Below are 12,814 nucleotides of genomic sequence, written 5' to 3'. Positions count from 1 at the left end.
TCCGGCCGGATCCCTACGGTTGCAAGGGGTTCGGCCATTTGCGCGTCCTGGCCCATATTCACCCGCTCGTCAGCCGTGCGCGCGGCCTGCGCGCGGACTCGGCTCGCAGTACCAACGTTTCAGCCGTTCAGGCCGGGCGCCGATGCCTATGGCATGGACGAGGAACCCCGCAAGCAGTCTCTGGCAGCCCAGATCGACATCCCCTGGTACGTCGGCGTACCGGTGATGGTCATCCTCTTCGTGGGCGCCATCGCCGCCGGGTTGATGCTCGGCGGCGGAAGCTCGAGTCCTGACGAGCCGATTTACGTTCCTTCGGTGGACGACGGAACTGAGTCGGTCGAGGACATCGGCACCCCGGTTGCGCCCGCCTCTGCAAGCCGGACTTGCAAGACCATCAGCGAGAGCGGCACGTACAGCATGAGCTACGAGGAGTGCATGGAGGGCTTCGGTTACGCGCCTTGACCCGCTCGACGATCGTCCGAGCGTCGACGGAGGGTCGCCCCCACTGCGTCGGCGATCTCGACGTCACGCCGGTCCGTCGCGTGCTGATAGCGCAGCGCCGCCGCCGGCGAGGACTGACCGAGACGGCGCATGAGCTCCTTGGTGGACGCTCCGGACTCGGCTGCCGCCGTCATGTGGGTGTGGCGCAAGTCGTGGTAGCGGAAGCCTGCCGGGAGGCCAGCGGCGATCCTGGCCGGCTTCCACTGGTGAGTGAAGTTGCCACGCGAGAGCGGCGCCCCGAGCGGACCCACGAACACGAGCCCGTCGGGCCCCGGCGCGGCGTAGATGCCGAGGTGTCGCTCGAGCTCGGGCACCAGTGGCGCCGGGATGGCGAGCGTGCGGTAGCCGGCGTCGGACTTCGGCGGGCCGAACCCGACGGTGTCCATGCCGAGGTGCTCTGCGGTGGCCTTGCTGACCCGCTCGAGCTGGTGCTCGACGGTGATCGTTCGGTGCAAGAGGTCGACGTGTCGACGTTGCAGACCAGCGGCCTCGCTAAACCGGAGTCCGGCGAAGGCTCCGACGAGAATGAAGGCCCGGAGGTGGTCGTCGATCTCGTCGGCGAGGTCCCACACCTGGTCGGCGGTGGCCACCGGGCGCTCCCCTGACCGCTCCACGCCTGCGCCCTTGATCGTGCACGGGTTCTTGAGGATCAGGTCGTCCTCGACGGCGGTCGCCAGGATGGCCCGGAGGAGTCGGTAGCACTTCGCGGCGGCGGTCGGGTGGCCTCGGCCGACGAGCTGCGAGTGCCACGACCGCACCGCAGCGACGGTGATCTTCGACAGGTCGACGTCGCCGAAGGTCGGCTCGATGTGCTTGGCGAGCTGGGAGCGGTAGAGCTCGACCGTGCGCGGCGCGAGCTTCCGGCCTCGGCTGGTTGTCCGCTCGGCCACCCACCGGGCGGCGTAGTCGCGGAACAGGACCCGGCCGGCGTTCGGGTCGACCCACGCGCCGCGCACCATGTCGGCCTCGGTCGTCGACGCGAAGCGACGCGCGTCCTCGGCTCGTCGGAAGGTCTTGTTGCGGACCTTGCCGGACGGGTCCCGGTAACGGACGAGGTAGTGGGTGTCGCCCTTCGAGGTCTGACGCTTGACGATCGAAGCCATCAGCGGTCCACCTCCGGAAAGCGGTACGAGCGACCGTTCATGGCCGATCGCAGGTCGTTCACGACGAGGGGCATGTACGTCTCGGTGGTCTTGAGGTTGGCGTGGCCGAGGGCGTGCTGGACGTCTCTGACGTGGGCGCCGTTGCGGAGCATGTCCGTTGCCGCGGTGTGGCGGAGACTGTGGGCACTCACCCGGTCGTAGCGGCCGCGCTTCACGCCGGCGTCCGTCATCAGGCCGCGTACGAGGTCGCTGACCCACTGAGCGGTGAGGCCCCGTTCGCCCCAGCGGATGTCCCTGAGCAGCGGGCCGCCGACGAGCTCGAACGTCTCGAGGTAGATCCGCAGGCACGACCACGACTCGTCGGTGATCGGCAGCATGCGCTCGTGGTCGCCCTTGCCGTGGATCCGCATCGTGCGGCTCCGGAGGTCGAGGTCGCCGACCTGTAGGCGCGACACCTCGACGCACCGGAGGCCCTCGTTGACCATCAGGGACACGACGAGCGTGTCGCGAGGGTTGGTGCACGCTTGGAACACGGCGCGTACCTGAGCGGCGTCGAGCGCCCGCGGCAGGTACCGGGGCAGGGATGGCTTCTCGACGTTCCAGAACGGGTCCCGGTCGAGGACGCCGCGGTGACGCAGCCACTTGACCCAGCCGGTCGCCGCGGCGATCACCCGCCGCAGCGTCGCGGGCGCAGCGTCGGCGTAGTGGTCGAGGTACCGATCGACGGTCTGGTCGTCGAGGTCGCCGACGGGTCGGTCGCCATGAGCTCGGCCGAGCTGCAGCAGCGCGTAGCCGACGCCTCGAGCGGACTTCTCGTTCATGAGCTTCCGGTCGACCCGCTCCTGCAGGTACGCCTCGACGAGCGTCTGGATCTCCGGGGTCACGCCTCTGCGCGACTCGGCAGCGAGGGGGAGGAGCGAGTCGCAGCCCTCGCTGCGACGCAGGCGGTGGCCGCTCATCGGACAGTCTCCAAGGCAGCCACCGCCATCTGCACACAGGGCACGCAGTACGTGATCGGGTACGGCAGGTCCGAGAAGCCGGGACGGTCACCAACGACGAACGCCGGCTGGTCGTTGGTGTGCCCGACACCGCAGTTCTCGCACTTCCACCGCTCTCCTGCGTCGGGACACTCATAACGGCGGCCGACGTGGATCGGGTGGGAGCGTCGTGCGCGGTCGACGGTCTGCTCGACGTCGAGGCGGAACACGACGTCGTACTGGTCGAAGATCCGCTCGGCGAGCTGCGGATTCTCGAGGAGCTCTGTCGCCCATGCGAGGTCCCTGCGGAGCTCGACATGGGTCCGGCGCAGCTCGACCAGGCGCTCCAGGTCCGGATACGTGGCTAGGTCGACGAGCGCCTCGGCCAGCGTCGAGCGCAGGCCGTCGTCGTCGGCGGGGAAGGCGCCGGCATCAAGCACGGTCGCCAGGTCGGGGAACGTAGAGTCGTCCACCGTCAGCACCTCCTCTGTAGGTGTTGGCCAGGGCCCGGGCTGTTGACGCAGCGCCGGGCCCACTCAGTTGTCGGCGCCACCGTAGCCCCAGCCGCTGCCGTAGCGTGCGGCCGATGGGAAGGGTGTCTGCGGCGCAGTGGCCGGATTGGTGGACGTGGAGCCGGACGATCGCTGTGCTCGGCGTGCTCGGCGGACTCGCCGCAGTCGCCACGTTTGTCGTTGCGCAATGGGACCGTCGCCGCGCAGCTGCGGCGGCGGTGTTTGTCCGATCCGCAGCGGCAACGTTGCCCGTGAACGGACAACCACGCCCCGACGGGTTCGCAATCACTGCAGCGGCGATCCAGAACGACGGGGAGACACCAATCCTCGATGCGTCTATCGCCTTGTTCGACTGGGGCCGGCGGAGGTGGTTCTGGCGGCTCCGCCGTCCCACCGACGTGTGGACAGGCGAACACATGGGCGGCCGCTACTACAGCCTGATCGTGCCTCGATCGATCAGCGAGGTCGTCGAATGGGGACCGTTGATCGAGAGCTTCGGTGGTGGTCCCCGCGTCGTCCCGGTAGTTCTGTGGTTTCGTGACGGCCAGGGCCGGAGGTGGGTCAGATGGCCGGACGGTCGGCTGTCGTCGGCTCGTTTCAGCAGACGCCGCGCTCGCCGTCGAAAGCGGTAGATCCCGTTGATCCGCTACGCAACCAGCGGGTTGCGCAAGCGGTACGGTGACAACGTGAAAAGCCTCCCCCTGCTTCTGGCCGCAGCGGACGACGTTGACCGCAAGCGCGAGGAGCAGCTGCAGCACGTAGCCGAAGCCTTGGCGGTGCTCCTCGAGGCGATCGGCCCGGAGCCCGCATGGCAGACCGAGGCTGCTTGCCGCGGTCAGACCGCCGTCATGTTCCCCGCCAACTCCGGGGCCAAAGCCCGAGCCCTGTGCGCGTCCTGCGCCGTGCTTCCCGAGTGCTCGGTCTGGGCGCGGGAGCAGGGCACTGCGGCGAACGACGGGATCCTCGCCGGCACGTCGCCTCAGGAACGCCGTCGCCAGCGAGCGGTCACCGCCGGGCGCGCCGCCGCGTGACGCCCACGGCTGACCGTCACACGAGCGACCTACCGTCGGCGGCGTGGCCCGCTCCGACCGCGACCTCGTCCGTCTCGCCCAGTACGCCGGCCTGGCTACGGGGATCCGAGACCAGTTCGTCCTGCACCCCGACAAGCGGCTCGCCCTGACCGAGACATGGCCACAGCTGGTCGAGCGCCTCGACCGTCTGCTCGAGCTCGCCGACCTGAGCTGACCTTGACACTCGGCGTCCTTTGACGACCTGGGGAGTGCCCCGCAACCGCCACAGACGGAGCCGATCGGCGCAGCGCCGTTTCTTACACACAGGCGAGTTTCCACACGGCCGAGAGGCCGAATGAGCCCCTCCAGCGGTGCAAAAAAATGCCGGGGGGAGATGGCGGAGCCGACGCCGATGGCTCCGTTTCGGGTCGACTTCGGCTTCCCCCCCACCCCCGTCACCACTTCCACCCCGCCGCCGCCTGCTCGGCCACCGCGTTGCGGCGAGCGATCTCAGCTCGAGCCCAGACGACGGACCGGGCTCCGCGGATCCGGTTGCAGGGATCGTTGTGGACTGCGGCCAGGTTCTCGAGCCGGTCGGCGAGGTGCTTCTGGTCGGGCGGGAAGTGACTCCACGGGATGATGTGGTCGGCGCTGTCGGCTCCGAGCCTCCCGCACAGGTGACACCGTCCACCGTCGCGGCGGATCACCCTCGGGACGATCTTCTCGCGCCAGCGACGGCCCGTTCGTTTCGGCATGGGTCAGTCCTGATCCTTCACACACAAATCGGTGGAGCAGGGCCGACCGGCTCCGCAGTGACCGAGGGTGCGCTTGCCAAGGGGGTCCGGTGTCGAGGACGGCCGCGGTCAAGCTCCGCCCCCGACACCGGGGTGCACGCGACGACGACAGCCGGCCGCAGCCGGTTTGCCGTTCCCGAGTCGCCGGTGCAGATCATCAGACGCTGAAGGGCCGCTTCTGGGTGCGGGCGACGAGCTCATCGAGGTCGGCGTCGCTCGGGTCGCCGCCGAGGTCTTCGGGGCTGACGCCACCGGAGCGAAGGTTGGCGAGCTTGGCGGCGAGGTCGTCGCTCGGTTGCTGTTCGGCGTCGAGGTCGCGTGCCGCAGCGCGCGCCCTCTCGCGGTCGTGGTGGTTGCCCATCACGCGGCGTCCTCCGGTTCGGGGACGAGGGCGGCTTCGGCGGCGAGCTCGGCCTTGAGCTCGCGGGCTGCTGCTTTCGCTCGCTCGCTGTTCGGGGTGCTGACGTTGGGGCGAGCGGCGAACGCCAGGGCGTCGCGCTCCTCGGCGACTCGGCGGTCGACCTCAGCTTCGGTGGCCCGGAGCTGCTCGAGGGTCTGGATCTCGGGCTCTGCTCCTGAGCGGATGTCGTTCAGGAGGACGAGCGGTTCGGGGAGGCCGACGTGGGAGAGGACCTGGTCGGGGTTGCGGTACTCGAAGAGGCGGCGGCCGGCGTTGGTCTCGGCGGCGGCTGCGGCTCGGGGTGAGAGGCGGGTGAAGCCTCCGTTGTGGAGCTCCCAAGCGGCGGCGGTGAGGAGCTTCCAGGCGGTGGCGGCGTCGTGCAGCTGGGCCCAGGCTCGGCGGGTGACGGGGTCGCCGTTCATGGCGTCCTCGGCAGAGTGCACGTCGTCGGGGAGTTGGTCGCCGGCGTCGACGGCCGCTTCGATGACCTTCACGCCCGCGGGCCAGAGGGTGTCGGCGATGAGGGTCTCGGCTTCGGCGGCGAGGAGGTCAGACGCCTTGCGAGCGGCGATGTCGCCAGCGGCTCGCAGAAGCTTCACGCCCGCGCCGTGTGCGGCGTGAGCACGTTCGGCGTCGAGGACGGCGGCGCCTGCTTCGTCAGGTGTGATCGCTCCGGCGGCGAGCTGGCGGGCGAGCTCGTGGCTGACGTCCGCGATCTCGCGCGGGGCCTGCGACGCCGAGCGGGCGAGGTGCTCGGCGCGGTCGAGCGTCGTCCGGACGTCGGGGATGGCGTCGCCGAGTCCGGCAGCGTCGAGAGCGCGGAGGACACGTCGGACGTCCTGTTGCGGATGGAGGGTGGATCGGGTGGGCATGGGTAGTCCTTTCGGGGTCAGTGAGGTGCGGGGGCTTCGTGATCGATGGCAACGACGAGGCCGACGGCGAGCTGGTGCGAGCAGCGCCCTCGAGCGGGGCAGGTGCACTGCCAAGAGGGGCCGCTGACCCTCACTTCGTGCACGCAGCCGTCGCCGCGAACCTGCGCGACGACACGGAGTTGACCGACGTGCAGAAGCAGGACACGGCCTTCGGTGAGGTACCGACGAGCCTTCGCAGCGGAGGTCTCTCTCACAGGGGCCCCCTATCTGGTGTCCCCCGTGTCCCTGTGTCCCCCTCGATGAGGGACAGAGGGACAGGAGGGACAGGGGACACGGGGAGGCGGTAGCGGCCGCCGTCGTTCTCGAGCTGCCCGTCGCCTGCCATGCGCTGGCAGGTCTTCTTCACCGACTCGTGATTGAGGTCGAGCGCCGAGGCGATCGTCTTCGGCTGAAGCGCAGCGTCCTGGTCCCGGAGGTGCTGGAGAATGCGTCGCCGGGTGTCCTGCAGGAGGTAGTCCTCGGCCGGCCCATCGAGGAGCTTCCACAGCCCGGTGGAGGCGTCGAAGTCGAGGGCGTGGTCGGTCTCCTCGATGTCTCGCCCGGTGACCTTCAGGACCGCCTGCGCTGACCCGCGCGAACGGGCCAGGACGAGCACCGCGTCGGCGGCGCCGGCGAGGCCCTGCGTGCCTGAGACGCTGTCGAGGTAGTCGACCGACTCCTGCTTCCTGGTGTGGTGCACGACCAGCAGCGCCACGCCGTGGTCGTCGGCGAGCGCCTTCATGGCCGACACCGCCAGGTAGTCCGCCTCGTAGCGCCCGACCGTGCCGTCCGGAACCGGGCGCACCTTCGTCAGCACGTCGACAACCACGAGCCGCGCGTCAGGGTGGTCACGAAGCCACTGGGCGACCTTGGACGCGCCGTCCGGGAACCGTGCACACTCCACGTCGACAGTGAGACGATCAGGCGCAGGCTCGTCACCCAGCACGAGACGCAGCCGAGACTGCAGTCTGCGCGGGGTGTCCTCGAGGGCCAGGTAGAGGCAGTCGCCCTGCTCGACTTGGACGGCGCCCAGAGCCCGCCCGCCGGCGGCGACGGCCACGCACACGTTCAACGCGAACCAGCTCTTGCCGAGCTTCGGAGCGCCGGCGAGCAAGTTCAACCCCTCGCAGAGCAGGCCCGGGACGGCCCACTTCGGATCGGGGAACACCGCGGCCATGAGCTCCGACGCGGTCCACGCTGTGCGCCTCGGAGGAGCGTCGACATCGCCCCTCATGACGCCTCACGTCCACAGTGCTGGCAGGTCTTCCGCATCTGCTCGTCGCGTTCCGCCTGGCGCTCCCAGAAGCGGCCAGCGGTTCGTCGGCTGTAGCGGTCGATAGGATCGCTGGTGATTCCGTCGTCGTGAACGACTGGCCGACCGGGCGTCACCAGCGCCCGGTCGGTTCGCGTCTGGGCCACGTCAGCGGACCACGCACAGGATCGTGGGCAATGATGCGAGCAGCTCCTCGGCGTGGACTCGGTCCTCGCCGCTCAGCTCGTTGACCGCTTCCTCGAGCGTCAGGCCCCGGTTCAACATGGGGTGCTCCAGCGTCTGGAGGAGCTCCGCCAGACGGGTCGACGAGTCTGCGAGCTCCTTGGCGTGGAGCTCCCGGACCCTGATGCCAGCGCGGAGGTCTGCAGCCGTGCATTCCCCGGCGAGGTCGCGCAGCTCGTCGGTGAGGGGCAGGTCGCCCGGCATCGAGATGCCGTCGACGCTCATCACCAGGGTGGCGGCAGCCGCCACCCTGTCTCGGTCGGCGCTGTCGAACTCGACGATCGCCGTGTCGATCCACTTCGAGCAGTCCGGGTGGAGCACGGCGGGTCGCTCATCGGCGATCCGTGCGATCGCGTCGGAGGCCAGTTCCGTCGCCGCCAGCAAGTCGCCCGGTCGAACGAGAGGGCCGTGCGACTTGAGCGCCTCGATCACGTACGGAACACCGATGGCGTCCACAAGGAACATCTGTGCGAGCACGTCGGCGGCCTCGAGAACGTGACGTTCGAAGTTCTCGGAGCTGCCGGTCGCCTCGGCTGCGCCGGCTCGCGCGAGCTCAACGACGGCCGCTCGCTCGGCGAGTTGGCGGAGGACGGAGATGTCCGACATCAGGCCGCGTCCTGGTCGGCCTTGAGCGAATCGACGAACGCCTCGAGCGCATCGGCCGTGACCATCCGGCGCCGGCCCACCCGGACCGTCTCGATCCTGCCTTCGCGGACCAGGTGCAGGAACGTGGTGCGACCGAGGCCGGTCGACTCCCACCCCTCCTGCATGGAGAACAGCATCTTGCGAAGCTCGGCCACCGACGGGCCTCCCTTTGGTCTCGGACATCCCGGTGATGTCGCTCAAGTCCCAACAATCGATGGAAGAATGTGGGTATGCCACCAGCACCCCCCACCCACATTTCGGTCGAACGTCCCCAGCTCGATCTGCCGCCGTGGGAGGACGAGCTCGCTCGATTGCGGAGTCGCGCAGCCCTAAAGCTGCGGGGTGGCCAGTACGCCGGGATCGACAAGCTCATCAAGGGCGCCCGTGCGTTCCTTGCGCGGCCCGCAGCAGCCATGCGTGTTCGGCGGTTGCCGGACGCGGGCGACACGGCGGCGGAGATCCACCGCAAGGCCGGACCCGGCCGGAAGGTCATGTTCCGAACGGGCCTGGTCGAGATCGTAAACATGGACGTGTCGGAGCCATGCGGGATGCTCGGGGACTTCGATTACCGAGTCAGGCTCCGCTGGTCCGATGACACCCCCGAGGCCGTGCTGGAGCCGGAGGCGGTGTGCGTCATCGCTAGGCAAGGCGGCCCGGCTGCGACGCCCGGCAACATCCGCAGGATCCCCCTCACTCACGTCGTGAAGGAAGGAGCGAGGGCCCTGGCGCTCGTCGACGACGGCTCGCTCCGACCTGCCGATCTCGAGGACGTCAGCGTGATGCTGCAGCCGCCTCGAGCCGAGGGCCCCGTGTCCGACCGCGTTTCATCCGACGTCGCTGCAGCGCAGGTCAACGCAGTGCCAGACGCTCTCCAGGCGTGGGAGGCTGCCGGCCGACCTGACTCGATGTACTCGTTTGTGGCGGCCGCGCTCGCCAGGGCTTCAGGCCATGCGTGCAGCCCGCAGCAAGCCCGAGAGCGGATCCGACGAGCCCGCAAGCTCGGCCACGCTCCCCCAGGACGCGCCGGTCGGCCGGCCCGGTAAACACCAGCCGTGCGCGCGCCGTGCGCGCGGCCGCTGGGATTCGGGACCTGTCGCCTAGTGTCGGACCTGTTGAAATGACAGGGAGCGACAGTCGGCGACATCGCCCCGGGTGACCTTCCAAGCTGGTCATGCGGGTTCGATTCCCGTCACCCGCTCTCACGCACCTCGTCGGGGGAGGAGCGGCGATGGCGCCCTTGGACGACCGACCGCAGCGCGACGAGCGGCTCGACGAGCTCGCCCGGCGTGCGGTGCACGCCTCCACGGTGCCCGCGGTCCTGATCGGGGTCGTCGACGGCGACGGCGCCCGCTTCGGACGGGCCGGGACCGACGACCTCGGGGCCGGGAGGCCGGCGTCCCTGGACGACGCGGCCAACTGGTTCTCGATGACCAAGGTCGCGACCGCGACGACCGCGATGACGCTCGCCGAGCGCGGCCTGCTCGACCTCGACATCCCCGTCGGGCAGCACCTCCCCGACCTGTGGCCCGCTGCGTTCGCGGACGTGCGCGTCCGGCACCTGCTGGCCCACAGCAGCGGGCTGTCCAACCCCGTCCCGATCCGATGGGTGCACGCCGCAGGACGGCCACGACCGGACCCGCGGGACTTCCTCGCCCGGTTGCTCCGCCGGCAGCGCCGCCCTCGCGGCGCTCCCGGCGCGAGGGCGCGCTACTCCAACGTCGGCTACCTCGCCCTCGGCGAGGTCATCGCCGCGGCCGCCGGCGCCCCGTTCGAGGACGTCCTCGACCGCACGGTCCTGGGTCCCCTCGGCATGGGCTCGACCGCCACGTCGTGGTCCGGCGTGCCGGGCGCGGGCCGGCTCACCGCCCACCAGCCGATGGGCCGTGCGACGGAGGCGGTCGTGGGCCGGGTGCTCCCGCCGCGGATCGTCGGCGACCGCGCCGGGGGCTTCGTGCGGCTCCACCCGTTCGACGTCGACGGCGCCGCCTACGGCGGGCTCGTGGGCACGATCGGCGACGCAGTCGAGCTGCTGGCCCTGCACGCCCGTGGCGAGGGCACCGCCGGCCGGAAGGTGCTCGGCGAGGCGAGCCGGGCGGCGATGGCCACGATCGGGACGCCGGGTCGCCCCTACGACGTCGGGCTCGGTTGGTTCCGCCCCCACGGCGATCCCGGTCCACGGGTGCAGCACTTCGGCGGCGGCATGGGCTACTGGCACATCATGCGGCTCGACCCCGAGCTCGGGGCCGGCGCGTGCGTGTTCGGCAGCTCCGGGCGGCGGTGGCCGATCACCGCGGTCGCGGACGCCGCGATCGACCTCGGGTCCTGAGCCCGGGCAGCCGGCGTCAGGCGCCCGGCCGTCAGGCGCCCGCGGCGTCGCCGTCCGCCGGTGCGTCGGGCACCGCAGCGGCCTCGATCGCCTCACCCTCGGCCACGGGTGCCGTCGCACCGTTGGTCCCGGCGCCGTTGGCGGCGACGCCGTCGCCGTCGCCCGGTGAGGCCAGGTTGCGCATCAGCAGGGCACCGAGGCCGCCGATGACCCCGCCGCCGTCGCTGCCGACCTGGATGTCGGGGACGATCTTCACGTCGCCGGCGGCCACCTCGCGGAGCGCCGCGACCAGTGCGGTCTGCTCGGAGCCGATCGCGCGGCGCTGGGCGTCGAACCCCTTGGCCCTCGCCAGGCCGAGCGCCTCCTCCGCCGACGCGCTGGCGTTGCCGAGGTCGCGGGTCCGCTGCGCCTCGGCGGCGCCGGTCACGGTGATCACGCTGGCCTCGCCGTCGGCACGGGCCCGGTTCGCCTCGGCCCGGGACCGCTCGATGTCGATCGACACGTTCGCCTGGGCGAGCTGCGCCTGCATGTCGGCGACGCCGCGCTGCTGCTCGAGGCTGACGCGTGCCTCCTGGGCCGCTCGCTGCTGGGCGAAGGTCGAGCGCTCCTGCGCCGCGATCTCCCGGCTGGTCAGCACCTCGACGAGGTCCGCCGGGAACACGACGTCCTGGATGTAGACGCCGCGGGTCTCGACCTCGTAGCGCGACAGGTACTGCTGGATGTAGGTCTCGGCCGCGTGCTGGACCTCGTCGCGCTGCTCGATGAACTCCGTCGCACCGAGGGTCTGCAGCTTGTTCCGGAAGTAGTTGCCGACCGCCGACTGCAGCACCTCGTTGACGAGGTTCTGCATGGTGCCGACCATGCTGATCACCTTCGGGGCCCGGGTGTCGGGCACGTGGATCTGCACCTGCAGGTCGATGCTGAACGTGAAGGCCTCCTTCGACTTGGCGTCGATCGGGGCCAGTCGCTCGTCGAGGCTGTGGGCGTCGCTCGTGGCGTGGGACCAGTTCAGCGTCAGGATCGACGTCGGCACGATCTCGGCCTCGTAGATGCGCGGGTTGAGCGTGTACTTGCCCGTCCGCAGCGGCTCGGACCAGATGCCCTGGTGGCCCGGCTTCACGATGGAGCCGAACTTGAACTCCTCGCCCGAGGTGTCCTCGGTCGGCAGCCCGACGTAGGACTTGATCACCGCGACCTCGCCCTGGCGGACCACGAGCATCTCCCGGAGCTCGACGTTCACGAGGTACGGGTTCAGCAGGTACGAGCCGTAGAGCAGCGGGTCGTGCTGGAGACCGATGCACCCGCCGTTGTCCAGGAAGGCCTGGTAGTCCTGGTAGTTGTCGTGCAGGTGGTTCTTGGCCCGCAGCACGGCCTGGATCACCTGGCTGGCCGATCCGCCCGAGGACTCCATCGCGGTGACGTCGCTGAACCCGCCGATGCGACTGGCGATGTCGCCCGAGGGCGGGCCCTCCAGGGTGGTGACGACGCCGACGATGTCGCGGTCGCCCTGCGGCGTGATGTGCGTGACCCGCAGCGCGGAGGACTCCACCTGCTGGACGACGGCCATGGTCGACTCGGACACGACCTTGCCGAACACCTGGTCGGCGGTGATCACGATGAACCCGACGGGGTGGACCGGCGCCGTGGTGCCCGGGGGCAGGACCGGTCGCTGGACGCCGCGCTGGCCGCCGCCGTTCAGGAACGTGTCGAGGTCGGCGAAGTTGCCGAACTCGTTGCGGTAGATCGCGGACTTGGCACCGGTCGGCAGCGCGTGGCCGACCTGGGCGATCACCAGGCCGATGTGGTCCGGGGCGACCTGGACCCACGGGAACCGCTCGACCTTGAAGAGGGGCCAGGGCTTGAAGCGCAGCCCGGGCATGAGGAGCGCGGCCTGGTAGCCCGCCTCCCCGCGCATCGCGACGAGCTGCTCGTCGCCGAGCTTGCGGCCGATCCGCTTCGTGACCAGACCCACCTCCGCGGGGCCCACCGAGTGGAAGCTCCGCAGGACCACGACCAGGACCACCAGGACCAGGACCGCGACCAAAATCAGGACACCGAGAGCCATCTCAAGTGCCGCCTTTCCTCACGGGACGCATCGGTGCATCCTCCCGGACCGAGGCTACGACCGCCCGCAGCGAAC

The 12,814-nt window shown here is 70.2% G+C and carries 15 protein-coding genes; 5 read left to right on the top strand and 10 right to left on the bottom strand.

The window, feature by feature from the left end:
* Positions 1-153: 153 nt before the first annotated feature.
* Positions 154-462: a hypothetical protein gene (locus tag LH044_RS20525; protein ID WP_227757503.1), complete on the top strand. Its 309-nt coding sequence runs from the start codon at positions 154-156 to the stop codon at positions 460-462.
* Here LH044_RS20525 and LH044_RS20520 read toward each other — a convergent pair.
* Genes LH044_RS20520 through LH044_RS20510 form a run of 3 tightly spaced genes read right to left on the bottom strand, consistent with a single transcriptional unit; the run spans position 450 to position 3,054 of the window.
* Positions 450-1,604, bottom strand: coding sequence for a site-specific integrase (locus tag LH044_RS20520; RefSeq protein WP_227757502.1), 1,155 nt, complete (start codon positions 1,602-1,604; stop codon positions 450-452). The genes LH044_RS20525 and LH044_RS20520 overlap by 13 nt on opposite strands.
* The gene (locus tag LH044_RS20515) at positions 1,604-2,563 is read right to left on the bottom strand and encodes a tyrosine-type recombinase/integrase (RefSeq protein WP_227757501.1); all 960 of its coding nucleotides are present in this window, start codon (positions 2,561-2,563) and stop codon (positions 1,604-1,606) included. The genes LH044_RS20520 and LH044_RS20515 overlap by 1 nt, the downstream gene beginning before the upstream one ends.
* Positions 2,560-3,054, bottom strand: coding sequence for a hypothetical protein (locus LH044_RS20510; protein ID WP_227757500.1), 495 nt, complete (start codon positions 3,052-3,054; stop codon positions 2,560-2,562). Before LH044_RS20510 ends, LH044_RS20515 begins: the two co-directional genes overlap by 4 nt.
* Before the next feature lie 725 nt (positions 3,055-3,779).
* Between LH044_RS20510 and LH044_RS20505 the strand changes: the two genes are divergently transcribed.
* Complete coding sequence (locus LH044_RS20505) at positions 3,780-4,124, top strand: WhiB family transcriptional regulator (RefSeq protein ID WP_227757499.1); 345 nt, start codon at positions 3,780-3,782, stop codon at positions 4,122-4,124.
* Between the two features lie 43 nt (positions 4,125-4,167).
* Positions 4,168-4,338, top strand: a complete 171-nt coding sequence (locus tag LH044_RS20500) for a hypothetical protein (protein WP_227757498.1) — start codon at positions 4,168-4,170, stop codon at positions 4,336-4,338.
* A 220-nt stretch (positions 4,339-4,558) separates the two neighbouring features.
* On the opposite strand, the gene LH044_RS20495 is transcribed toward LH044_RS20500, so the two are convergent.
* The 6 genes from LH044_RS20495 to LH044_RS20470 all read right to left on the bottom strand — a co-directional run bounded on the left by LH044_RS20495 (position 4,559) and on the right by LH044_RS20470 (position 8,503).
* Complete coding sequence (locus LH044_RS20495; protein WP_227757497.1) at positions 4,559-4,858, bottom strand: HNH endonuclease; 300 nt, start codon at positions 4,856-4,858, stop codon at positions 4,559-4,561.
* Positions 4,859-5,054: 196 nt separating this feature from the next.
* Positions 5,055-5,258 (bottom strand): hypothetical protein, encoded by a 204-nt coding sequence (locus tag LH044_RS20490; RefSeq protein WP_227757496.1) that lies wholly within the window; start codon positions 5,256-5,258, stop codon positions 5,055-5,057.
* Entirely contained in the window at positions 5,258-6,169 is a 912-nt protein-coding gene (locus tag LH044_RS20485) for a hypothetical protein (RefSeq protein WP_227757495.1), read from the bottom strand. The genes LH044_RS20490 and LH044_RS20485 overlap by 1 nt, the downstream gene beginning before the upstream one ends.
* 250 nt (positions 6,170-6,419) lie before the next feature.
* Positions 6,420-7,442 carry an AAA family ATPase gene (locus tag LH044_RS20480; RefSeq protein WP_227757494.1) on the bottom strand — a complete coding sequence of 341 codons (1,023 nt, stop codon included), beginning with the start codon at positions 7,440-7,442 and terminating at the stop codon, positions 6,420-6,422.
* 186 nt (positions 7,443-7,628) lie between these two features.
* Positions 7,629-8,309 carry a hypothetical protein gene (locus tag LH044_RS20475; RefSeq protein WP_227757493.1) on the bottom strand — a complete coding sequence of 227 codons (681 nt, stop codon included), beginning with the start codon at positions 8,307-8,309 and terminating at the stop codon, positions 7,629-7,631.
* Positions 8,309-8,503 (bottom strand): excisionase family DNA-binding protein, encoded by a 195-nt coding sequence (locus tag LH044_RS20470; protein WP_227757492.1) that lies wholly within the window; start codon positions 8,501-8,503, stop codon positions 8,309-8,311. Before LH044_RS20470 ends, LH044_RS20475 begins: the two co-directional genes overlap by 1 nt.
* A gap of 75 nt (positions 8,504-8,578) precedes the next feature.
* Between LH044_RS20470 and LH044_RS20465 the strand changes: the two genes are divergently transcribed.
* Positions 8,579-9,391 carry a hypothetical protein gene (locus LH044_RS20465; RefSeq protein WP_227757491.1) on the top strand — a complete coding sequence of 271 codons (813 nt, stop codon included), beginning with the start codon at positions 8,579-8,581 and terminating at the stop codon, positions 9,389-9,391.
* 185 nt (positions 9,392-9,576) lie between these two features.
* The gene (locus LH044_RS20460; RefSeq protein WP_227757490.1) at positions 9,577-10,674 is read left to right on the top strand and encodes a serine hydrolase domain-containing protein; all 1,098 of its coding nucleotides are present in this window, start codon (positions 9,577-9,579) and stop codon (positions 10,672-10,674) included.
* Between the two features lie 31 nt (positions 10,675-10,705).
* On the opposite strand, the gene LH044_RS20455 is transcribed toward LH044_RS20460, so the two are convergent.
* On the bottom strand, positions 10,706-12,739 hold the full coding sequence (locus tag LH044_RS20455) for an SPFH domain-containing protein (protein WP_227757489.1): 2,034 nt from the start codon (positions 12,737-12,739) through the stop codon (positions 10,706-10,708).
* Positions 12,740-12,814: the final 75 nt, after the last annotated feature.

This window comes from Dermatobacter hominis, assembly GCF_020715685.1.
Taxonomy (GTDB): domain Bacteria; phylum Actinomycetota; class Acidimicrobiia; order Acidimicrobiales; family Microtrichaceae; genus Dermatobacter; species Dermatobacter hominis.
Note: the sequence above shows the minus strand (reverse complement) of the source record. Positions and strands in the feature narration are given on the sequence as shown.